The 24948-nt window shown below is 76.2% G+C and carries 1 protein-coding gene; it reads left to right on the forward strand.

The window, feature by feature from the left end; all coding sequences use genetic code 11:
* Positions 1 to 144: 144 nt before the first annotated feature.
* Complete coding sequence (locus C8E97_RS15380) at positions 145 to 24936, forward strand: type I polyketide synthase (RefSeq protein WP_121006132.1); 24792 nt, start codon at positions 145 to 147, stop codon at positions 24934 to 24936.
* Positions 24937 to 24948 lie beyond the last annotated feature (12 nt).

Here is a 24948-nt window from a genome sequence, read left to right on the forward strand (position 1 = left end):
TCCGGCCGTTCCTAGCGTCCGACTCCGGGGACGTGCGGTCGTGCCGCCGTCCCGCGATGCACCGGGCCGCCCGACGCCGATCGGGGACCGGTGCGGGTTTGTTCCGTCGAGCGCGCAGGTGTTGCGGGCAAGAGGTGGGGTCCGATGGCGAACGAGGACAAGCTGCGCGAGTACCTCAAGTGGGTGACGGCCGATCTCGCCCAGACGAGGCAGCGCGTGCGCGACCTGGAAGCGAGCAGGCACGAGCCGGTCGCCGTCGTCGCCATGAGCTGCCGCTATCCGGGCGGGGTCCGCTCGCCCGAGGACCTGTGGCGGCTCGTCGAGTCGGGGGTCGACGCGATCGGCCGGTTCCCCGACGACCGCGGCTGGGACGTCGACGCCGCCGAGGTGGTCACCGAGGACGGCGACCGGGTCACCCGCGGCGGCGGCTTCCTGCACGACGCGGCGGAGTTCGACCCCGCGTTCTTCGGGATCTCGCCGCGCGAGGCGCTGGCGATGGACCCGCAGCAGCGCCTGCTGCTGGAGAGCACGTGGGAGCTGTTCGAACGCGCCCGCATCGACCCCACCACCCTGCGCGGCGGCGACACCGGGGTGTTCGTCGGCGGCAGCTTCATGGGCTACGGCGCGGTGGACGAGATCCCCGAGGGCGTGCGCGGCCACCTGCTGACCGGCACCGCGCCCAGCGTCCTGTCCGGACGCCTGTCCTACACCTTCGGGCTCGAAGGCCCCTCGGTCACGGTGGACACCGCGTGCTCGTCGTCGCTGGTGGCGCTGCACCTGGCGGTGCAGGCGCTGCGGGACGGGCACTGCTCGCTCGCCGTCGCGGGCGGCGTGACGGTGATGGCGGGCTCCGGTGTGTTCGCCGAGTTCGACAAGCAGGGCGGGCTGTCCGGCGACGGCCGCTGCAAGGCGTTCTCCGAGGACGCCGACGGCACCGGCTGGGGCGAGGGCGTCGGCGTGCTGCTGGTGGAGCGGCTGTCCGACGCGGTGCGCAACGGCCACCCCGTGCTCGCCGTGGTGCGCGGCGCGGCGGTCAACCAGGACGGCGCGTCCAACGGGCTCAGCGCGCCCAACGGCCCCGCCCAGCAGCGGGTCGTCCTCCAGGCGCTGGCCGACGCGAAGCTGTCGCCCGGCGACGTGGACCTCGTCGAGGCGCACGGCACCGGCACCCGGCTCGGCGACCCGATCGAGGCGCAGGCGCTGCTGGCCACCTACGGCCGCGAGCACTCGCCCGAGCAGCCGCTGTGGCTGGGTTCGGTCAAGTCGAACATCGGCCACACGCAGGCGGCGGCCGGCGCGGCGGGCCTGATCAAGGCGGTCATGGCGATCCGCCACGGCGTGCTGCCGCGGACCCTGCACGTCGGCGAGCCGTCGAGCCGGGTGGACTGGTCGTCGGGCGCGGTGGCGCTGGTGACCGACAACCGGCCGTGGCCGGCGGTCGACCGCCCGCGCCGCGCCGCCGTGTCGTCGTTCGGCGTGAGCGGCACCAACGCGCACGTCGTGCTGGAGCAGGCGCCCGCCGCCGAGCCGGTGGACGAGCCGGTCGCCGTGTCGACGCCCGTGGTGCCGCTCGTGCTGTCGGCGCGCGGCGCGGAGGCGTTGCGCGCGCAGGCCGCCGCGCTGCTCGACACCGACCTCTCGTCCATTGTGGACACCGCGTACTCGGCGGCCGTCGGGCGGGCGGCGCTGCCGCACCGGGCGGTGGTCGTCGGCGACGGGGAGGCCGTGGCGCGCGGGCTGGAGGCGCTGGCCTCGGGCGCGTCGGCGGCGAACGTCGTGCAGGGCGTCGTGCGCGACACCGCCTCGCCCTCGGCGTTCCTGTTCACCGGTCAGGGCGCGCAGCGCGTGGGCATGGGCCGTGAGCTGCACGCTGCGTTCCCCGTCTACGCCGAGGCTTTCGACGCGGTGTGCGCCGAGGCGGACCCCCACCTGGACGTCCCGCTGCGCGAGGTGGTGTTCGAGCGCGCCGACCTGGTCGACCGGACCGAGTACGCGCAGCCCGCGCTGTTCGCGGTCGAGGTCGCCCTGTTCCGGCTCTTCGAAGCCTGGGGCGTCACGCCGGACGTCGTCGCCGGGCACTCCATCGGCGAACTCGCCGCCGCGCACTGCGCCGGCGTGCTGGACCTGGCGGACGCCGTGCGGCTGGTCACGGCGCGCGGCCGGCTGATGCAGGCGCTGCCCGCCGGTGGCGCGATGGTCGCCGTGCAGGCCGGTGAAGCCGAGGTGTCGCCGCTGCTGACCGACGGGGTGTCGATCGCGGCGGTCAACGGGCCGTCGTCGGTCGTGGTCTCCGGCGTCGAGGCCGAGGTCCTGCGGATCGCCGGGTCGTTCGCCGAGCGGGGGCGCAGGACCAAGCGGCTCACCGTCAGCCACGCCTTCCACTCGCCGCTGATGGAGCCGATGCTCGCGCGGTTCCGCGAGGTGGCCGGGCAGGTGGCGTACCGGGAGGCGGCGATCCCGGCGGTGTCCACCGTGACCGGGCGGCCGGTCGCGGACGAGTGGCGCACCCCGGAGTACTGGGTCGACCAGGTCCGCGCGGCCGTCCGGTTCGCCGACGCCGTGACCGCCCTGCGCGAGCGGGACGTGCGGACGTTCCTCGAACTGGGCCCGGACGGCGTGCTGACCGCCCTGGGCCGGGACGTGCCGTCTGACGCGCCGGCCGTGCTCGTGCCCGCGCTGCGCTCCGGTCGTCCCGAGGTGGAGGCGGTGACCGCGGCCCTGGCGCGCCTGCACACCGCCGGCGTGACGCCCGACTGGGCGGGTGTCTTCGCGGGCCGGGGCGCGCGGCCGGTGGACCTGCCGACCTACCGGTTCCAGCGGGAGCGGTTCTGGCTCGCCGACGCGGGCGGGGACACCGCCGCGCCCGCGCTTGACCCGGCGGAGTCGGCGTTCTGGTCGGCGGTCGAGCGCGGCGACGTCGCCGCGCTGGCCGGGCAGCTCGCGGTGGGCGACCAGGCCGCGCTGGACGCGGTCGTGCCCGCGCTCGCCGCCTGGCGCGCCCGCCGCCGCGCGACGTCCACCGTGGACTCCTGGCGGTACCGGGTGGTGTGGGAGCCGCTGACCGGCCTGCCGCCCGCCGCGCCGACCGGCACGTGGGCCCTGCTGGTACCGCAGGGGCTGGCCGACGACCCGGCGGTCGAGGCGGTGCGGCGCGCGGTGACCGCGGGCGGCGCGGCGGTGCTCGCCGTGGAGGTCGACACGGCCGCCCCGGTGGTCGCCACCGCCGACGTGACCGGCGTGGTGTCCCTGCTCGCGCTGGACGACCGACCCGACCAGGCGCACCCGGGGCTGACCCGCGGCCTGGCCGCCACCGCGGCCGTCGCCCGCGCCGGCGTCGGGCCGGTGTGGTGCGTCACCAGGGGCGCCGTCGCCACCGGCCGCGCCGACCGCGCGCCCCACCCCGACCAGGCCGCCGTGTGGGGCCTGGGCCGGGTCGTCGCGCTGGAGCGGTCCGCGCTCTGGCACGGCCTGGTGGACCTGCCCGAGGATTTGGACGACCGGGCGGTGTCCCGGCTCGCCGCCGTGCTCGCCGGCGCGGCGGGCGCGGAGGACCAGGTCGCGCTGCGCCCGTCGGGCGTGTCCGTGCGCCGCGTGGTGCGCGCCGCGCCGCTCGGCGACACCGGCGCGGGCTGGACGCCGACGGGGACCACGCTGATCACCGGCGGCACCGGCGCGCTGGGCGGCCACGTCGCCCGGATGCTCGCCGAGCGCGGCGCGGAGCACGTCGTGCTGGTGTCCCGGCGCGGCGCGGACGCGCCGGGGGTGGACCGGCTCGTCGCGGAGCTGTCCGGCACGCGGGTGACCGTGGCCGCCTGCGACGTGGCCGACCGGGACGCCGTCGCCGACCTCCTGGACCGCCTGGCCGCCCAGGGCGACCCGGTGCGCGCCGTCGTGCACGCGGCGGGCGTCGGGCAGCACACCCTGCTCGCCGACACCGACCCGGCGGAGTTCGCCCGCATCGTGTCCGCCAAGACCGCCGGCGCCCGCCACCTGGACGAGCTGACCGGCGACCTGGACGCGTTCGTCCTGTTCTCCTCGATCTCCGCGACCTGGGGCAACGGCGCGGGCTCCGCCTACGCCGCGGCCAACGCGTTCGTCGACGCCCTCGCCGAGGCCCGCCGCGCCCGCGGCCTCGCCGCGACCTCCGTCGCCTGGGGCCCGTGGGCGGGCGGCGGCCTCGCCGAGGACGACGGCGTCGGCGAGCACCTGCGCCGCCGCGGCCTCGCGCCGATGGCGCCGCACCTCGCCCTGGCGGCGCTCGCCGGCGCGGTCGGCGCCGGCGACGCCACGCTGACTGTCGCCGACGTCGACTGGTCCCGCTTCGCGGCGACGTTCACCGCCGCCCGCCCCAGCCCGCTGCTGCTGGGCGTCGCCGAGGCGCGCGCCGCCGTCGTCGAGGACGACGCGCCGCCCGCCGGCACGGACCTGACCCGCGCGCTGGCCGCGCTCGCGCCCGCCGACCGCCGCCGCAGGCTCGCGGACCTGGTGCGCGCCAGGGCCGCCGCGGTCCTCGGCCACGCCTCGGCCGCCGCCGTGGAGCCCGACCTCGCCTTCCGCGACCTCGGCCTGGACTCCCTGACCGCCGTCGAGCTGCGCGACCTGCTCGCCACCGAGACCGGCGTGCCGCTGCCCGCGACGGTGGTGTTCGACCACCCGACGCCCGCGGCGCTCGCCGACCACCTGGCGGAGCGGCTGCTGGGCGACGCGGACGACGCCGTCGCGGTCACCGCCGCCGGCGCGGCGGACGAGCCCATCGCGATCGTCGGCATGGCCTGCCGCTTCCCCGGCGGGGTGTCCTCGCCGGAGGACCTGTGGCGGCTGGTGGCGGACGGCGTGGACGCGGTGGCGGACTTCCCGACCGACCGCGGCTGGGACGTCGACGCCCTCTACCACCCCGACCCGCTGCACCCCGGCACCTCCTACGCCCGCTCGGGCGGCTTCCTGTCCGGCGCGGGCGAGTTCGACGCCGGCTTCTTCGGCATCTCGCCGCGGGAGGCGCTGGCGATGGACCCGCAGCAGCGGCTGCTGCTGGAGGTGTCCTGGGAGGCGTTCGAACGGGCGGGCATCGACCCGTCGTCGGTGCGCGGCAGCCAGACCGGCGTGTTCGCGGGCACGACCAACCAGGAGTACCTGAGCCTGCTCGCCGACGCGCCGGAAGCGTTGCAGGGCCACCTGGGCACCGGCAACGCGGGCAGCGTCGTGTCCGGCCGCATCGCCTACACGTTCGGGCTCGAAGGCCAGGCCGTCACGGTGGACACGGCGTGTTCGTCGTCGTTGGTGGCGCTGCACCTGGCGGCGCGGGCGCTGCGGTCGGGCGAGTGCGACCTGGCCTTGGCGGGCGGTGTCACGGTCATGGCCACGCCGGGCACGTTCGTCGAGTTCAGCCGGCAGCGCGGGTTGGCGGAGGACGGCCGGTGCAAGTCGTTCGCCGCCGCCGCCGACGGCACGGGCTGGGGCGAGGGCGTCGGCATGCTGCTGGTCGAGCGGCTGTCGGACGCTCGCCGCAATGGCCACCGCGTGCTGGCGGTGGTCAAGGGTTCGGCGGTGAACCAGGACGGCGCGTCGAACGGCTTGACCGCGCCGAATGGTCCGTCGCAGCAGCGGGTGATCCGCCAGGCGTTGGCGAACGCCGGCCTCCGTCCGTCCGATGTGGACGCCGTGGAGGCGCACGGGACCGGTACGCGGCTGGGCGACCCGATCGAGGCGCAGGCCCTGCTGGCGACCTACGGGCAGGACCGCGACGAACCGCTGTGGCTCGGGTCGCTGAAGTCCAACATCGGTCACACCCAGTCCGCGTCCGGCGTCGCCGGCGTGATCAAGATGGTCATGGCCATGCGGCACGGCGTGCTGCCCAGGACGCTGCACGTGGACGAGCCCACCCCGCACGTCGACTGGTCCGCCGGCGCGGTCGAGCTGCTGACCGAGGCGCGGCCGTGGCCCGAGGCCGACCGCCCGCGCCGGGCGGCGGTGTCGTCGTTCGGCGTCAGCGGCACCAACGCCCACGTCGTCCTCGAACACGTCGAGCCCGTCGCCGAGCCCGCGACCCCGGACCCGGCGGGCCCGCTGGCCTGGCCGCTGTCCGCGCGCACCCCGGAAGCCCTCGCGGCGCAGGCCGGGCGGCTGCTCGACACGGCGGCCGACGCCCACCCGGCGGACGTGGCGCACGCGCTGGCGACCACCCGCGCCGCGCTGGAGGAGCGGGCCGTCGTGCTGGGCGCGGACCGGTCCGAGCTGCTGGCCGGCCTGCGGGCGCTCGCCGAGGACCGCCGGGCGGGCGGTGTCGTGCGCGGCACGGCCGACCGCGGCCGGGTGGCGTTCGTGTTCACCGGTCAGGGCGCGCAGCGGGTCGGCATGGGCCGTGAGCTGTACCAGGCGTTCCCGGTGTTCGCGGAGGCGTTCGACGCGGTGTGCGCGGAGTTCGACCGCCACCTCGACGTGCCGCTGCGCGAGGTGGTGTTCGAGCGGGCCGACCTGGTCGACCGCACCGAGCACACGCAGCCGGCGCTGTTCGCCGTCGAGGTGGCGCTGTTCCGCCTGGCCGAGTCGCTGCGGATCGCGCCCGACCTGGTGGCGGGGCACTCGATCGGCGAGTTGGCCGCCGCGCACGTCGCCGGTGTGCTGTCGTTGGCGGACGCCGCGAAGGTGGTGGCCGCGCGCGGTCGGTTGATGCAGGCCCTGCCCGAGGGTGGGGCGATGGTCGCGGTGCAGGCGGCCGAGGACGAGGTCGGGTTGACGCCGGGTGTGTCGGTGGCGGCGGTGAACGGTCCGTCGTCGGTGGTGCTCTCCGGTGTCGAGCAGGAAGTGCTGGCGATCGCGGAAGGTTTCGCCGCGCGGGGGCGCAAGATCAAGCGGTTGGCGGTCAGCCACGCGTTCCACTCCGTGCTGATGGAGCCGATGCTGGACGACTTCCGGGCGGTCGTGGAGAGCGTGGCGTTCGCCGCGCCCACCGTGCCGGTCGTGTCCACGGTCACCGGCCGGCTCGCCGTGTCCGGCGAGTGGGGCGATCCAAGCTACTGGGTCGAGCAGGTCCGCGCGGCGGTGCGGTTCGGCGACGCCGTGACGGCGCTGCACGGCGAGGGCGTGACGACCTTCGTGGAGATCGGCCCGGACGGCGTGCTCTCGGCGCTGGGCGCGGACTCCGCGCCGGAGGCGGTGTTCGTCCCGCTGATGCGCGCCGGGCGCCCGGAGGAGCGGACCCTGCTCGACGCCGCCGCCACCGTGCACGTGCGCGGCGTCCGCGTGGACTGGGCGGCGCTGCCGTCGGTGGCGGGCGCGCGCCCGGTGGAGCTGCCCACCTACGCGTTCCACCGCGGCCGGTACTGGCCCCGGCCGACCGCCGGGTCGGGCGACGTGACCGCCGCCGGCCTGGCCGCCGCCGACCACCCGCTGCTCGGCGCGGCCGTCGCGCTGCCCGACTCCGACGGCGTCCTGCTCACCGCGCGGCTGTCCCTGGCCACCCACCCGTGGCTGGCCGACCACACCATCTTCGGCACCGTCCTGGTGCCCGGCACCGCGTTCGTGGACCTGGCGCTGCGCGCCGGCGACCTGGTCGGGCGGGACGTGCTGGACGAGCTGACCCTGCACGCGCCGCTGGCCCTGCCCGCCCGCGGCGCGGTGCACCTGCGGGTCGCGGTGGACGGCGACGGCGGCATCACCGTGTACTCGCGGCCCGAGGACGCCGACGGCCTGCCGTGGACCCGGCACGCGACCGGCGCGCTCGTCGCCGGGAGCCCGGTCACCGGCCTGCGGCAGACCCAGTGGCCGCCCGCAGGGGCGTCCGAAGTGGACACCGACGGCCTCTACGACTGGTTGCGCGACAACGGTTACGGCTACGGCCCGCTGTTCCGCGGCCTGCGGGCGGTGTGGCGGCGCGGCGACGAGGTGTTCGCCGAGGTGGCCCTGGCCGACCGGGAGGAGACCTCGCGGTTCGGCCTGCACCCCGGCCTGCTGGACTCCGCCCTGCACGCCGTGGGCGTCGGCGGCCTGCTCGACGACGCCGAGCAGACCCGCCTGCCGTTCTCGTGGACCGGCGTGCGCCTGTTCGCGCGCGGCGCGGACACCCTGCGGGTGCGGCTCACCGCGTCGGCCGGCGCGGTCGCGCTCGACCTCGCCGACGGCGCGGGCGAACCCGTCGCCGAGGTGGCCGGCCTGCTGCTGCGCCCGGTGACCGCCGACCAGGTGGACGCGTCCCGCCGCGCCCACCGCGACGCCCTGTTCCACCTCGACTGGACGCCCGTGCCGCTCCGCGAGGCGCCCGCCGGGCGGTGGGCGGTGCTCGGCGACGCGCCGGACCTCGTGGCGGCGCTGCGCTCGACCGGCGCGGAGGTCGGCACAGGGGTCGGCACAGGGGTCGGCGCGGCGGCCGACGCCGACTGGGTGGTCCTGCCGCTGCTGGACCGGGTCGAGCCGACCGCCGCCGCCGTGCACGAGCGCACCGCCCGCACGCTGGAGCGGCTGCGCGAGTGGTCCGCCGACGGCGGCCGGTCCCGGCTGGTCGTGGTCACCCGCGGCGCGGTGTCCGCCGCGCCGGGCGAGGACGTGGCGGACCTGGTGCACGCCGCCTCGCGCGGCCTGGTGCGGTCCGCGCAGTCGGAGAACCCGGACCGCATCGTCCTGGTCGACCTGGACGACCCGGCCGCCGCGACCATGCTCGCCGCCGCCGTGGCCACCGACGAGCCGGAGATCGCCGTCCGCGCGGGCACGCTGTCCGCGCCGCGCCTGGCCCGGCTCGCCCCGGCCGACGCGCCGTCGTTCGGCGCGGGACCGGTGCTGGTCACCGGCGCGACCGGCACGCTGGGCCGGCTCGTCGCCCGGCACCTCGCCACCGCGCACGGCGTGCGCGAACTGCTGCTGGTCAGCAGGCGGGGCCACGACGACGACCTCGCCGCGGAACTCGCCGGGTTGGGCGTGGCCGCCACGTTCGCCGCGTGCGACGTCGCCGACCGGGACGCCCTGTCCGCGCTGCTCGCCGACCGGCGGCTGACCGCCGTCGTGCACACCGCCGGCGTGCTGGACGACGGCGTGCTGTCCTCGCTGACGCCCGAGCGGCTGGCCGCCGTGCTGCGGCCCAAGGTCGACGCGGCCGTGCACCTGCACGAGCTGACCCGCGACCACGACCTGTCCGCGTTCGTGCTGTTCTCGTCCGGCGCGGCCACGTTCGGCAGCGCCGGTCAGGCCAACTACGCCGCCGCCAACGCATTCCTGGACGCGCTCGCCCAGCACCGCCGCGCCGCCGGGCTGCCGGCGACGTCCCTCGCCTGGGGACTGTGGTCCACCGAGGGCGGCATGGCGGGCACCCTGTCGGCCACCGACCGCGCCCGCATCGAGCGCGGCGGCGTGACCGGCCTGTCCGTCGCGGAAGGGCTGGCGCTGTTCGACGCGGCGATCGCCGCCGACGACCCGCTGGCCCTGCCGATGCGGCTGGACCTGCGCGGTGACGGCCCCGTGCTGCCGCTGCTGCGCGGCCTGGTGCGCACGCCGGTCCGCCGGGCCCGCGCGGGCTCCGCCGCGCCGGCCGCGTCCCGGTTCGCCGGACTGGACGGCGAGGAGCGCCAATCGGCCCTGCTCGACCTGGTCCGCGCGCAGGTCGCCGCCGTCCTCGGGCACGAGTCGGCGGGTTCCGTCGCGGCCGGCCGGGCGTTCCGCGACCTGGGCTTCGACTCCCTGACCTCGGTCGAGCTGCGCAACGCCGTCGCCGCCGAGACCGGGCTGCGGCTGCCCGCGACCCTGGTGTTCGACCACCCGACGCCCAAGGCGCTCGCGGCGTTCCTGGCGGCGGAGCTGGGCGAGGCCGCCGCCGACGCGCCCACCGCCACCGCGACCCGCGCGGCCGACGACGAGCCGATCGCGATCGTCGGCATGGCCTGCCGCTACCCCGGCGAGGTCACCTCGCCGGAACAGCTGTGGGAGCTGGTCAGCCAGGGCCGGGACGGCATCACCGGGTTCCCCGACAACCGGGGCTGGGACCTGGAGGCGCTGTACGACCCGAGCGCCACCGTGCCCGGCACGACCTACGCGACCGGCGGTGGCTTCCTGCACGATGCGGCCGACTTCGACGCCGACTTCTTCGGCGTCAACCCGCGTGAGGCGCTGGCCACCGACCCGCAGCAGCGGTTGCTGCTGGAGACGTCGTGGGAGGCGTTCGAGCGCGCGGGCATCGACCCGGCCGCGCTGCGCGGCAGCCGGACGGGCGTGTTCGCGGGCGTCATGTACTACGACTACGCCGCGCGCCTGTCCACCGCGCCCGAGGAGCTGGAGGGCTACCTCGGCGTCGGCAGCTCGGGCAGCGTCGTGTCCGGCCGCGTGGCCTACACGTTCGGGTTCGAGGGTCCGGCGGTGACCGTCGATACGGCGTGTTCGTCGTCGCTGGTGGCGCTGCACCTGGCGGCTCAGGCGCTGCGGTCGGGCGAGTGCGACCTGGCGCTGGCCGGCGGTGTGACCGTGATGCCGACGCCGGGCACGTTCACCGAGTTCAGCCGGCAGCGCGGGTTGGCGGAGGACGGCCGGTGCAAGTCGTTCGCCGCCGCCGCCGACGGCACGGGCTGGGGCGAGGGCGTCGGCATGCTGCTGGTCGAGCGGCTGTCGGACGCTCGCCGCAATGGCCACCGCGTGCTGGCCGTCGTCAAGGGTTCGGCGGTCAACCAGGACGGCGCGTCCAACGGCTTGACCGCGCCGAATGGTCCGTCGCAGCAGCGGGTGATCCGCCAGGCGTTGGCGAACGCCGGCCTCCGTCCGTCCGATGTGGACGCCGTGGAAGCGCACGGCACCGGCACGACTCTCGGTGACCCGATCGAGGCGCAGGCTTTGCTGGCGACTTACGGTCAGGACCGTGACGAGCCGTTGTGGTTGGGTTCGGTGAAGTCGAACCTGGGGCACACCCAGGCGGCGGCGGGTGTCGCCGGGATCATCAAGATGGTCATGGCGATGCGGCACGGCGTGCTGCCCAGGACGCTGCACGTGGACGAGCCCACGCCGCACGTGGACTGGTCCGCCGGCGCCGTCGAGCTGCTGACGGAGGACCGGCCGTGGCCGGAGCTGGACCGCCCGCGCCGCGCGGCGGTGTCGTCGTTCGGCATCAGCGGCACCAACGCGCACACCGTCCTGGAGTTCGACCCGGCGGTCGCGGAGCGGGTCGAGCCCGTGCGGCGCGACCTGCCCGCCGTGCCCGTCACGCTGTCCGCGCGCGGTGACGACGCCCTGCGGGCGCAGGCGGAGCGACTGCGCACATGGGTCGAGGACAACCCGCACGCGCGTCTGGCCGACATCGCCGCCGCGCTGGCGACGACCCGGTCCGCGCTGGACGACCGGGTGGGCTTCGCCGCCGTGGACCGTGAATCGGCGTTGTCGGTGCTGACCGCGCTGGCGGCCGGTGAGCCCGCGCCCGGCGTGGTGCGGGATCGGCCGGCCGACGGCAAGGTGGCATTCCTGTTCACGGGTCAGGGTGCGCAGCGGGTCGGGATGGGTCGTGAGCTGCACGACAAGTACCCGGTGTTCGCGGAGGCGTTCGACGCCGTGTGTGCTGCTCTTGACATGCCGTTGGGCGAGTTGGGTGCGGGTGAAATCGATCGGACGGAGTTCACGCAGCCTGCGTTGTTCGCGGTTGAGGTGGCGTTGTTCCGGTTGTTCGAGTCGTGGGGCGTGAAGCCTGATTTCGTTGCCGGGCATTCGATCGGTGAGTTGGCTGCCGCGCATGTGGCGGGTGTGTTGTCGTTGGCGGACGCCGCCACGTTGGTGAAGGCGCGCGGGCGGTTGATGGGTGCACTGCCCGAGGGTGGCGCGATGGTCGCGGTGCAGGCGACCGAAGCAGAGTTGGAGCTGACCGACGGGGTGTCGGTTGCGGCGGTGAACGGGCCTTCCTCGCTGGTGTTGTCGGGTGTGGAAGAGGAAGTGCTGGCGGTCGCGGAGAAGTTTGCGGCGCTGGGGCGCAAGACGAAGCGGTTGGCGGTGAGTCATGCGTTCCACTCGGTGCTGATGGAGCCGATGCTGGCCGAGTTCCGCGACGTTGCCGAGTCGTTGGCGTATGGCGATTTGCTGGTTCCGGCGGTGTCGACGGTGACCGGCAAGTCGGTGACCGACGAGTGGCGGTCGCCGGAGTACTGGGTGGGGCAGGTGCGGCAGGCGGTGCGGTTCGCCGACGCCGTGACAACCCTGCACGGTCAGGGTGTCGGGACGTTCCTGGAAATCGGTCCGGACGGCGTGCTGTCCGCGATGGGCCGGGAGAGCGTGGACGCCGGGTTCGTGCCCTCGCTGCGCGCCGGCCGCGACGAGGCCGTCACGGTCACCACCGCCGTGGCGGGCCTGCACGTGCGGGGCGTCCGCGTCGACTGGGCCCGCTACTTCGCGGGCGCGGCGGGGCAGCGGCTCGACCTGCCCACCTACGCCTTCCAGCGCCGGACGTTCTGGCTGCACGACGTGCCGGACGGCGTGGACGTCGGCGCGGCCGGACTGCGCCCGGCGGACCACCCGCTGCTCGGCGCGGCCGTCGCGCTGCCCGACTCGGACGGCGTGCTGCTCACCGGCCGGCTGTCGACGCGCACCACGCCGTGGCTGGCCGAGCACGTCGTCCACGGCCGGGTGCTGCTGCCGGGCACCGCGTTCGTGGAACTCGCCGTCCGGGCGGGCGAACTGGTCGGCTGCCCCGTGGTGGACGAGCTGACCCTGTCCGCGCCGCTGCCCCTGCCCGACGCCGTCCAGTTGCGGGTGGCGGTCGCGGCGGAGCGCGGCGGGACGCGGTCGTTCGAGGTGTTCTCCCGGCCCGAGCACGCGGCCGACGACGAGCCCTGGACCCGGCACGCGAGCGGTGCCCTGCGCGCCGAGGAGCCGGTGGACGCCCCGTCCGCCGAGCCGCCCGCGGGCGCGGAACCCGTCGACGTGGCGGAGCTGTACCCGGCGATGGCCGAGGCGGGCCTGGCCTACGGGCCGCGCTTCCGGGGCCTGCGGTCGGCGTGGCGGCACGACGGCGAGGTCTTCGCCGAGGTCGCGCTGCCCGACGGCGAGCAGGACGCCGGCCGGTACGCGGTGCACCCGGCGCTGCTCGACGCGGCGCTGCACGCGATCGGCGCGGCCGGGCTCGTGACCGACACGGCGCTGCCGTTCTCCTGGTCGGGCGTGCGGCCCGGCGCGGTGGGCGCGACGGCGCTGCGCGTGCGCCTGACGCCGCTGGGCGGCGACTCGTTCGCCTTGGCGGCCACCGACCCGACGGGCGCGCACGTGGTCAGCGTCGACGCGCTCGCGCTGCGCCCGGCGACCGCCGAGGCGACCACCGCCCGGCACGACGCGCTGTTCGGCGTCGACTGGGCGCCGCTGACGCCGGCGGCCGGCACGCCCGCCACGTGGTCGGTCGGGCCGGAACTGCCCGCGACCGCGTCGGACGTGGTGGTGCTCCAGGTGCCGCCCGCGACCGGCGACGTGGTGGCGGCGGTCCACGCGACCACCGCCCGCGTGCTCGCCGACGTCCGCGCCTTCCTGGCCGACGACCGGTTCGCGGACTCGCGGCTCGTGGTGGCGACGGCGGGCGCGGTGGCGGTCGGCGACGAGGACGTGACCGACCTCGCCGGCGCGGCCGTGTGGGGCCTGGTGCGCACCGCCCAGTCGGAGCACCCGGACCGGATCGTGCTCGTGGACGTGGACGCCGCACCGGCGCCCGAGGCGCTGTCCGGCCTGGTCGACCTGGACGAGCCGGAGGTCGCCGTGCGCGGCGGCACCGCGTTCGCGCCGCGGCTGGCCCGCGTGCGTTCGGCGGGCGGGTTCGGCGCGTTCGGCTCCGGGACCGTCCTGGTGACCGGTGCGGCGGGCACGCTGGGCGGGCTGGTGGCCCGCCACCTCGTCGCCGCGCACGGCGTCCGCGACCTGCTGCTGGTGAGCCGGCGCGGCGCGGCGGCCGAGAACGCCGCCGCGCTGTCGGCCGACCTGGAGGCGTCGGGCGCGGCGGTGGAGTGGGTGGCGTGCGACGTGTCCGACCGGGACGCCGTGCGCGCCCTGGTCGACGGGCGCGAGCTGTCCGCCGTCGTGCACACGGCGGGCGTGCTGGACGACGGCGTGCTGTCGTCGCTGACGCCCGAGCGGCTCGCGGCGGTGCTGCGGCCGAAGGTCGACGCCGCGTGGCACCTGCACGAGCTGTCCGGTGAGCTGTCCGCGTTCGTGCTGTTCTCGTCGGCGTCGGGTGTGTTCGGCAACGCCGGTCAGGCCAACTACGCCGCCGCGAACGCGTTCCTGGACGCGCTCGCCCAGCACCGCCGCGCCGCCGGTCTGCCGGCGACGTCGCTCGCCTGGGGCCTGTGGGAGACCGAGGGCGGCATGGGCGGCGGGCTCGCCGACGCCGACCGCGACCGCATGACCCGCTCGGGCGTTTCCGGCCTGGGCGAGCGGGAAGGGCTGGCCCTGCTCGACGCCGGCGTGGCCGCCGACCGGGCGCTGCTGGTGCCGGTGCGGCTCGACCTGCGCCCGCGCGGCCCGGTGCCGCCGCTGCTGCGTGGCCTGGTGCGGCAGCGGTCGCGCCGGGCCGCCGGCCGGGCGGCCGACACCCCGCTCGCCGCGCGCCTGGCGGGGCTGCCGGACGCCGAGCGCGACCGCGTCCTGCTGGACCTGGTCCGCACGCACGTCGCCGCCGTCCTCGGGCACGCGGCGGTCGGCGCGGACCGCACCTTCCGCGACCTGGGTTTCGACTCGTTGACGGCGGTGGAGCTGCGCAACGCGCTGTCCGCCGCGACCGGCGTGCGGCTGCCCGCGACCCTGGTGTTCGACCACCCGACGCCGCCGGCGCTGGCGCGGCACCTGGCCGCGGAGCTGGTCGGCGCGGACCAGCCCGTGACCGTCACCCCGGTGGTGAAGCGGGTGGACGACGACCCGGTCGTGATCGTGGGCATGGCGTGTCGGTACCCCGGCGGGGTGTCCTCGCCGGAGGGGTTGTGGGAGCTGGTCGCGGGCGGTGTGGACGCGATTTCCGGCTTCCCGACCGACCGCGGTTGGGACATCGCCGGGTTGTACGACCCGAACCGGGAGCGGGCGGGCACCACCTACACGGATCAGGGTGGTTTCCTGCACGACGCGGCGGAGTTCGACGCGGGGTTGTTCGGGATTTCGCCGCGTGAGGCGTTGGCGATGGATCCGCAGCAGCGGTTGTTGTTGGAGACGTCGTGGGAGGTGTTGGAGCGGGCGGGTGTGGACCCGTTGTCGTTGCGCGGCAGTCGGACGGGTGTGTTCGCGGGCGTCATGTACTACGACTACGGCGCTCGGCTCTCGTCGGTGCCGGACGACGTCGAGGGATACCTGGGCACCGGCACCGCACCCAGCGTGGTGTCCGGGCGTGTGGCTTACACGTTCGGGTTCGAGGGTCCGGCGGTGACGGTGGACACGGCGTGTTCGTCGTCGTTGGTGGCACTGCACCTCGCCGCACAGGCGCTGCGCAGCGGTGAGTGCGACATGGCGTTGGCGGGCGGTGTCACCGTCATGTCGACGCCCTACACGTTCACCGAGTTCAGCCGGCAGCGCGGGTTGGCGGCGGACGGTCGGTGCAAGGCGTTCGGCGCGGGTGCGGACGGCACCGGGTGGGGTGAGGGTGTCGGCATGCTCCTGGTGGAGCGGTTGTCGGACGCCCGTCGGTTGGGGCATCCGGTGTTGGCGGTGGTCAAGGGTTCGGCGGTGAACCAGGACGGCGCGTCCAACGGCCTGACCGCGCCGAATGGTCCTTCGCAGCAGCGGGTGATCCGGCAGGCCCTGAGCAGCGCCGGTCTTCGTCCGTCCGATGTGGACGCTGTCGAGGCGCACGGCACGGGCACGAGCCTTGGCGACCCGATCGAGGCCCAGGCGCTGCTGGCGACCTACGGGCAGGACCGCGACGAGCCGCTGTGGCTCGGGGCGATCAAGTCGAACCTGGGTCACACCCAGGCGGCGGCGGGTGTCGCCGGTGTGATCAAGATGGTCATGGCGATGCGGCACGGCGTGCTGCCGAAGACCCTGCACGCCGACGAGCCGTCGCCGCACGTGGACTGGTCGTCGGGCGCGGTCGAGTTGCTGACGTCGTCGCGGGAGTGGCCTGCGGTGGGGCGTGCGCGGCGGGCGGCGGTGTCGTCGTTCGGCATCAGCGGCACCAACGCCCACGTGATCCTGGAACAGCCGCCCGCCCAGCCGGTTCCGGCCGTTGTGGTCGAGGACGGGCGGGTGCACGCGCTGGCGGTGTCCGGGCGTGACGTCCAGGCCCTGAGGGCACAGGCCGAGCGGGTGCGGTCGACGGTGGCCGGGGGTGTTCCGCCGGCGGACGTGGCCTTCTCGCTGGCGACCGGCCGCGCCGCGCTCGACCACCGGGCGGTGGTCGTCGGGACCGACCGGGACGAACTGCTGGACGGGCTCGCCGCCCTGGCCGAGGGCGTCCCGTCGTCCGCGGTCGTGGAGGGCACGCCGGTCGAGGGCGATCTGGCGTTCCTGTTCACGGGTCAGGGTGCGCAGCGCGTCGGGATGGGTCGTGGGCTGTATGCGGCTTTCCCGGTGTTCGCGGAGGCTTTCGACGCGGTGTGTGCCGCGTTCGACATGCCGTTGGGCGACTTGGGCGCGGATGAGATCGATCGGACGGAGTTCACGCAGCCGGCGTTGTTCGCGGTCGAGGTGGCGCTGTTCCGGTTGGTGGAGTCGTGGGGTGTGCGGCCCGATCTCGTCGCCGGGCATTCGATCGGTGAGCTGGCCGCCGCGCATGTCGCCGGCGTGCTGTCGTTGGAGGACGCCGCGACGCTGGTCAAGGCGCGCGGTCGGTTGATGGGCGCCTTGCCCGAGGGCGGGGCGATGGTCGCCGTGCAGGCGACCGAGGATGAGCTTGACCTGACCGATGGCGTGTCGGTCGCGGCCGTCAACGGACCTTCCTCGATCGTGCTGTCCGGTGTCGAACAGGAAGTGCTGGCGGTCGCGGAGGTCCTTGCGGCGCAGGGGCGCAAGACCAAGCGGTTGACCGTGAGCCACGCGTTCCACTCGGTGCTGATGGAGCCGATGCTCGCCGAGTTCCGGGCAGTCGCGGAGTCGCTGACGTACTCGGACCTCGCGATCCGGGCGGTGTCCACGGTGACGGGCAAGCCCGTGGTCGACGAGTGGCGCTCGCCGGAGTACTGGGTGGGGCAGGTGCGGCAGGCGGTGCGGTTCGCCGATGCCGTGACGACCCTGCACGAGCAGGGCGTGCGGACGTTCCTCGAACTCGGCCCGGACGGGGTCTTGTCCGGCATGGGTCGCGAGAGCGCCGCCGAGGACGAGTTCGTGCCCGCGCTGCGCGCCGACCGGCCCGAGACGCGGTCGGTCGTGACGGCGGTCGCCCGCCTGCACGCGGCGGGTGTCGCGGTGGACCGCGCGGCGTTCTTCGGGACGCCCGGCGCGCGGCGGACCGAGCTGCCGACGTACCCGTTCCAGCGGCGGCGGTACTGGCTGGACGCCGGCCCCGCGGCGGGCGACGCCGGCGCGCTGGGCCTCGCGGCGACCGACCACCCGCTGCTCGGCGGCGTGGTGGCGTTGCCGGACTCCGGCGGCGCGCTGGTCACCGGTCGCGTGGCCCGCGCGAGCACCCCGTGGCTCGCGGACCACGCCGTGCACGGCGAGGTGGTGCTGCCCGGCGCGGCGCTGGTGGACCTGGTGCTGCGCGCGGGCCGCGAGGTCGGCGCGCCGGCGCTGGTGGAGCTGACCCTGGCCGCGCCGATCGCCGTGCCGGCGCACGGCGGGGTGGCGGTGCAGGTGGTGGTGGGCGCGGACGACGCCGGGCAGCGCCCGGTGACCGTGTACGCGCGGCCGGACGACGCGGCCGCCGACGAGTGGACCCGGCACGCGTCCGGTGTGCTGGGCGCGCACGCGGCCGACCCGGAGCCGGCCTGGGCGGAGTGGCCGCCGTCCGGTGCGGAGCGGGTGGACCTCGACGGGCACTACGCGGCGCTGGGCGCGGCCGGGCTCGGCTACGGACCGGCGTTCCAGGGCTTGCGGGCGGCGTGGCGGCGGGCCGGCGAGGTGTTCGCGGAGGTCGAGCTGCCCGACGGCGTGGCCGTCGACGGCTACGGCCTGCACCCGGCGCTGCTGGACGCGGCGCTGCACGCGATCGGGGTGGGCGACCTGGTCGACACCTCGGACGGCGCGGTGGTGCCGTTCGCGTGGTCCGGTGTCGCCCTGCACGCCGTGCGCGCCACGTCCCTGCGGGTCCGGATCACCGGGCGCGGCGGCGCGGTGTCGCTGGCGCTGGCCGACGGCCTCGGGCAGCCGGTGGCGTCGGTGGGGTCACTGGCGCTGCGCCCGGCGGAACGCGCGGTCGGCCGCACCGGTCACGACGCCCTGTTCCGGCTGGAGTGGGTCGCCACGACCCCCGGCACGCCGTCGGCCGACCGCGCGGTGGCCGGTGGTTCGGCCGCCGAGGCGCACACCGTGCTGCCGCCCGCGAACAGCGTGCGGGACGCGGTGAACGACCTGGTCGACCTGCTGCGCGAGCGGCTGGCCGACGACGGGGCGCTGGTCCTGGTCACGCGCGGTCTGCTGGAGGGCGACGAGGTCGCCGCCGCCCGCTGGGGCCTGGTGCGCTCGGCGCAGTCCGAGCACCCCGGCCGGTTCGTCGTCGTGGACGTCGCGGACGACGCGGACCTGGCGCTGGTCCCGGCGGCGGTCGCGACGGGCGAGCCGCAGGTGGCGGTCCGGGACGGCCGCGTGCTGGTGCCGCGCCTGGCGCGGGCCAGGGTGGGCGGCGCGCCGTTCGCCGGGTTCGACCCGGCCGGGGCGGTGCTGGTCACCGGCGCGTCCGGCACGCTGGGCCGGCTCGTCGCGCGGCACCTGGTCACCGCGCACGGCGTGCGGGACCTGCTGCTGGTCAGCCGGCGCGGCGAGGCCGCCGACCTCACCGCCGACCTGGTCGCGGCGGGCGCGTCGGTGCGGTGGGCCGCGTGCGACGTCGCCGACCGCGACGCCCTGGCCGCCGTGCTGGCCGGGCAGCGCCTCACCGGCGTCTTCCACACGGCCGGTGTGCTGGCCGACGGCGTCCTGACCTCGCTCACCCCGGAGCGGGTGGATCGCGTGCTGCGGCCCAAGCTGGACGCCGCGCGCCACCTCGACGAGCTGACCCGCGACCACGACCTGGCGGCGTTCGTGCTGTTCTCGTCGGCGGCCGGCGTGTTCGGCACGGCGGGTCAGGGCAACTACGCGGCGGCCAACGCCGCGCTGGACGCCCTGGCGGTGCGCAGGCGGGCCGCGGGGCTGCCCGCGATGTCGGCCGCGTGGGGCCTGTGGGCGGACAGCGGCATGGGCGGCGGCCTCGGTGACGCGGACCTGCTGCGCATGGCGCGCGCCGGCGTCACCGGGCTGTCGGCGGAGGACGGCCTGGCGCTGCTCGACCTGGCGCTGGCCGACGACGCCGCGACCCTGGTGCCGATGCGGCTCGACCTCGCGGCCGTCCGGGCGCGGGCGGCGGAGGACGGCGTGCCGCCGCTGCTGCGCGGCCTGGTGGCGACGCCGGTCCGGCGGGCCGCCGGCCGGACCGCCTCGGGCGGCCTGGCCGACCGGCTCGCCGGGCTGACCCCCGCGCGGCGGACCGACGAGCTGGTCGCGCTCGTGCGGGCGCGCGGCGCGGCCGTCCTCGGGCACCCGGACGCCGGGGCGGTGACGCCCACCCGGTCGTTCCGGGACCTGGGCTTCGACTCGCTCAGCGCCGTGGAGCTGCGCAACGCGCTCAACGCCGAGACCGGGCTGCGGCTGCCCGCGACCCTGGTGTTCGACCACCCGACCCCGGTGGCGCTGGCGGACTTCCTGCTCGGCGAGCTGTTCGGCGTCGCCGAAGCGCCCGACGCGCCCGCGCCGGTCGCGCCGCCGTCCGACGACCCCGTGGTGATCGTCGGCATGGCGTGCCGCTACCCCGGCGGCGTGTCGTCGCCGGAGGACCTGTGGCGGCTCGTGCTCGACGGGACCGACGCGATCTCGGGCTTCCCGCTCGACCGGGGCTGGCCGGTGGACGACCTGTTCGACGCCGACCCCGGACGCGCCGGCACCAGCTACACCGACCAGGGCGGCTTCCTGCGCGGCGCGGCGGAGTTCGACGCCGGTTTCTTCGGCATCTCGCCGCGTGAGGCGTTGGCGATGGACCCGCAGCAGCGGTTGTTGCTGGAGACGTCGTGGGAGGCGTTCGAGCGGGCCGGGATCGACCCGTCCGGGATGCGCGGCAGCCGGACCGGGGTGTTCGCGGGCGTGATGTACCACGACTACGGGTCGTGGCTGACCGAGATCCCCGAAGGCGTCGAGGGGTACCTGGGCACCGGGACGTCGGGCAGCGTGGCGTCCGGCCGGGTGTCGTTCACGTTCGGGTTCGAGGGTCCGGCGGTGACCGTCGACACGGCCTGCTCGTCGTCCTTGGTGGCGTTGCACTTGGCCGCGCAGGCGCTGCGCAACGGCGAGTGCGACATGGCGCTGGCCGGTGGCGTGACCGTCATGGCGACGCCCGGCACGTTCCTGGAGTTCAGCCGCCAACGCGGCCTCGCGGCGGACGGCCGGTGCAAGGCGTTCGCGGCGGCGGCCGACGGGACGGGCTGGTCCGAGGGCGTCGGGATGCTCCTGGTCGAGCGGATGTCCGACGCCGTGCGCAAGGGCCACCGCATCCTGGCGGTGGTGCGCGGTTCGGCGGTGAACCAGGACGGCGCGTCCAACGGTTTGACCGCGCCGAACGGCCCGTCGCAGCAGCGGGTGATCCGCCAGGCGTTGAGCAGCGCGGGTCTCCGTCCGTCCGATGTGGACGCCGTGGAGGCGCACGGCACCGGCACGCGGCTCGGTGACCCGATCGAGGCGCAGGCGTTGCTGGCCGCCTACGGCCAGGACCGCGACGAGCCGCTGTGGTTGGGCTCGGTGAAGTCGAACCTGGGCCACACCCAGGCCGCCGCCGGTGTCGCCGGGATCATCAAGATGGTCATGGCGATGCACGAGGGAGTGCTGCCCAGGACGCTGCACGTGGACGAGCCGACGCCGCACGTGGACTGGTCGGCCGGCGCCGTCGAGCTGCTGACCGACAACCGGCCGTGGCCGGAGCTGGACCGCCCGCGCCGGGTCGCCGTGTCGTCGTTCGGCATCAGCGGCACCAACGCGCACACCATCCTGGAGGAGCCCCCGGCCGCGGAGCCGGCGCCGGTCGAGCCCGTCGTGACGGCGCCCGTCGTGCCGTGGGTCGTGTCGGCGACGAGCCCGGAGGCGTTGGCGGCGCAGGCCGCGCGGCTGCGGGACGCCGACGTGCCCCTGCTGGACGGCGCCTACTCGCTGGCCACCGGGCGGGCCGCCCTCGACGAGCGGGCGGTCGTGGTCGCCGCCGACCGGGACGAGCTGGTGGCGGGCCTCAGCGCGCTGGCCGACGGCCGTGCTTCCGCGTCGCTGGTGCGCGGCCCCGTGACGGCGGGACGCCTGGCGTTCCTGTTCACGGGCCAGGGCGCCCAGCGGGTCGGGATGGGTCGTGAGCTGTATGCGGCGTTCCCGTTGTTCGCCGAGGCGTTCGACGCGGTGTGTGCCGCGTTCGACATGCCGCTGGGCGAGCTTGGCCCGGACTTGATCGATCGGACCGAGTACACCCAGCCCGCGCTGTTCGCGATCGAGGTGGCGTTGTTCCGGTTGGTGGAGTCGTGGGGCATCCGGCCCGACTTCCTCGCCGGGCACTCCATCGGTGAGCTTGCCGCCGCGCACGTGGCGGGTGTGTTGTCGTTGGAGGACGCGGCGACGCTGGTCAAGGCGCGCGGCCGGTTGATGCAGGCCCTGCCGGAAGGTGGGGCGATGGTCGCGGTGCAGGCGACCGAGGCCGAGGTCGAGCTGACGCCGGGTGTGTCGGTCGCGGCGGTGAACGGGCCTTCGTCGGTGGTGCTGTCCGGTGTGGAAGAGGAAGTGCTGGCGGTCGCTGGGAAACTCGCGGCGCAGGGGCGGAAGACCAAGCGGTTGGCGGTCAGCCACGCGTTCCACTCGGTGTTGATGGAGCCGATGCTGGCCGCGTTCCGCGAGGTCGCGGAGTCCTTGGTCTACCGCGAGCCGGCGATCCAGGCCGTGTCGACGGTCACGGGCAAGCCCGTGGCGGGGGAGTGGCAGTCGCCCGAGTACTGGGTGGGGCAGGTGCGGCAGGCGGTGCGGTTCGCCGACGCCGTCACCGCACTGCACGAGCAGGGCGCGCGCACCTTCCTCGAACTCGGCCCGGACGGCGTGCTGTCCGCCGCCGCGCAGGACGTCGTGGACGGCGTGCTCGCCCCGGCGCTGCGCGGTGACCGGCCCGAGGCCGTCGCGCTGACCGCGGCGGTCGCCCGGCTGCACGTGGCGGGCGTGCGCGTGGACTGGGAAGCGTTCTTCGCCGGGCGCGGCGCGCGGCGGGTGGACCTGCCGACCTACGCCTTCCAGCGGGAGCGGTACTGGCTGGGCACCACGCCCGCGCGCGGCGACGTCGCGGCGGCCGGGCTGGACGCGGCCGACCACCCGCTGCTCGGCGCGGCGGTCGAGCTGCCGGGCTCGGGCGGCGTGCTGTTCACCGGCGTGCTGTCGACAGCGACCCAGCCGTGGCTCGCCGACCACGTCGTGGGCGGCGCGGTGCTGCTGCCGGGCGCGGCGTTCGTCGAACTGGCGGTGCTCGCGGGCGACCGGGCGGGGTGCCCGCACCTCGCCGAGCTGACCGTCGAGGCGCCGCTGGTGCTGCCGGAGCACGGCGGCGTGCGGGTGCAGGTCGTGGTGGAGGGCGAGGGCGAGGAGCGCCGCGTGAGCGTCCACGCGGGCGACCCGTGGGTCCGGCACGCGACCGGCACCCTCACCACCCGCCCGCCGGCGTCGACCGCGGACCTGCGGGAGTGGCCGCCGCCCGGCGCGGAGCCGGTGGCGGTGGACGGCCTGTACGACGGCCTCGCCGACGCGGGCCTGGCGTACGGACCGGCGTTCCGGGGCCTGCGCGCGGCCTGGCGGCGCGGCGACGAGGTGTTCACCGAGGTGGCCCTGCCGGACGGGGTGGCGGTCGACGGGTTCGGGCTGCACCCGGCCCTGCTGGACGCCGCCCTGCACGGCATCGCGCTCGGCGGGTTGGCGCCCGGTGACGAGGTGCGGTTGCCGTTCGCGTGGAGCGGCGTGCGCCTCGACGCGGTCGGCGCGTCGGTGCTGCGCGTCCGGCTGGCGCGCGCCGAGGGCGATGCGGTGGCGATCGACCTCGCCGACGGCGCGGGCCGCCCGGTGGCGTCGGTGTCGTCGCTGGTGCTGCGGGCGATGTCGACCGGGGAGCGCAGGGTCGACTCCCTGTACGACCTCGACTGGGTCGAGGTGTCCACTGTGGACGACGTCGGTGCCCCGGTGGTCATGCCCGCCGGTGGCCCGGCCGCGTTGGATGACGTGCCGGACCTCGTGGTGGCCCATCCGCCGACCACGGGCGGAGACCTCTCCGACGCGGTGCACGCCGCCGCCGGCTGGGCGCTGGACCTCGCCTCGGCGTGGGTGGCCGACCCCCGGTTCGCCGCGTCCCGCCTGGTGGTGGCGACCACGGCGGGCGTGGCGGCGGGCGGTGTCGTGCCCGACCCGGCGCACGCGGCGGTGTGGGGCCTGATCCGGTCCGCGCAGTCCGAGCACCCCGACCGGTTCGTGCTGGTCGACGGCGCGGACGGCCTCGACGCGGTGCGGTCCGCCGCGGCCTGCGGCGAACCTCAGGTGGCGGTGCGCGGCGGCCGGGTGCTCGCGCCCAGGCTGGTCCGGGTCGCGGGCGAGCCCGGTCGGCTCACCGGGCCGGTCCTGCTCACCGGGGCGTCCGGCACGCTGGGCGGCCTGGTCGCCCGGCACCTGGTGACCGAGCACGGCGTGCGCGAGCTGCTGCTGGTCAGCCGCGGTGAGCCCGCCGTGCTCGCCGAGCTGGCCGAGCTGGGCGCGGACGTCGAGTGGGTGGCGTGCGACCTGACCGACCGGGCCGCGGTGCGCGACCTGGTGGCGGGCCGCGAGCTGTCCGCCGTGGTGCACGCGGCGGGCGTGCTGGACGACGGTGTCCTGTCCTCGCTCACCCGCGACCGGCTGGCGACCGTGCTGCGGCCCAAGGTCGACGCGGCGCTCGCCCTGCACGAGGCGACCGCCGGGCACGACCTGTCGGCGTTCGTGGTGTTCTCCTCGGCCGCCGGCACGTTCGGCAACGCCGGTCAGGCGAACTACGCCGCCGCCAACGCCGCGCTCGACGCCGTCGCCGGGCTGCGCCGGGCGCAGGGCCTGCCCGCGGTGTCGCTCGCGTGGGGCCTGTGGTCGGGCGCGGGCATGGGCGCCGCCGCCGACCGCGACCGCCTGGACCGGGGCGGCGTCACCGGCCTGTCCGAGGCGGAGGGCCTGGCGCTGTTCGACGCGGCGCTGGGCGCGGACCGGGCGGTGCTGGTGCCGATCCGGCTCGACCTCGCCGCGCTGCGCGGCCGGGACACCGCGCCACCCCTGCTGCGCGGCCTGGCGCCGGGCGGCACCAGGCGCACGGCCGCCGGGACGTCCCTGGTCGACACCCTGGCGGGCCGGGACCGGCAGGGCCGGACGGGCGCGCTGACCGAGCTGGTGCGCGAGCAGGTCGCGGCCGTGCTGGGCTACCCGTCGACGTCGGCGGTGCGGCCGGACCGCTCGTTCCGGGAGCTGGGCTTCGACTCGCTCAGCGCCGTGGAACTGCGCAACCGCCTCGGCGCGGCGCTGGACCTGCGGCTGCCCGCCACGCTGGTGTTCGACCACCCGACCCCCGTCGACCTGGTGGAGCACCTGCTGGGCGCGCTGCCGTTCACCGGGTCCGACCTGCCCGCGGAGGCCGAGCTGGACCGGTGGGAGCGCGCGCTGGTCACGCTGCCCGCGGGCGACCTCGACCGGACCCGCTACACCGTCCGGCTCCAGGCGCTGCTCGACAAGCTCACCGCGTCCGACGCGGCGGGCGCGCCGGAGGTCGAGCTGGACTCCGCCTCCGACGACGAACTGTTCGACCTGCTCGACAACGAGCTGTCCTGACCGCGCGAGGAG

This window comes from Saccharothrix australiensis, from assembly GCF_003634935.1.
Classification (GTDB): Bacteria; Actinomycetota; Actinomycetes; order Mycobacteriales; family Pseudonocardiaceae; genus Actinosynnema; species Actinosynnema australiense.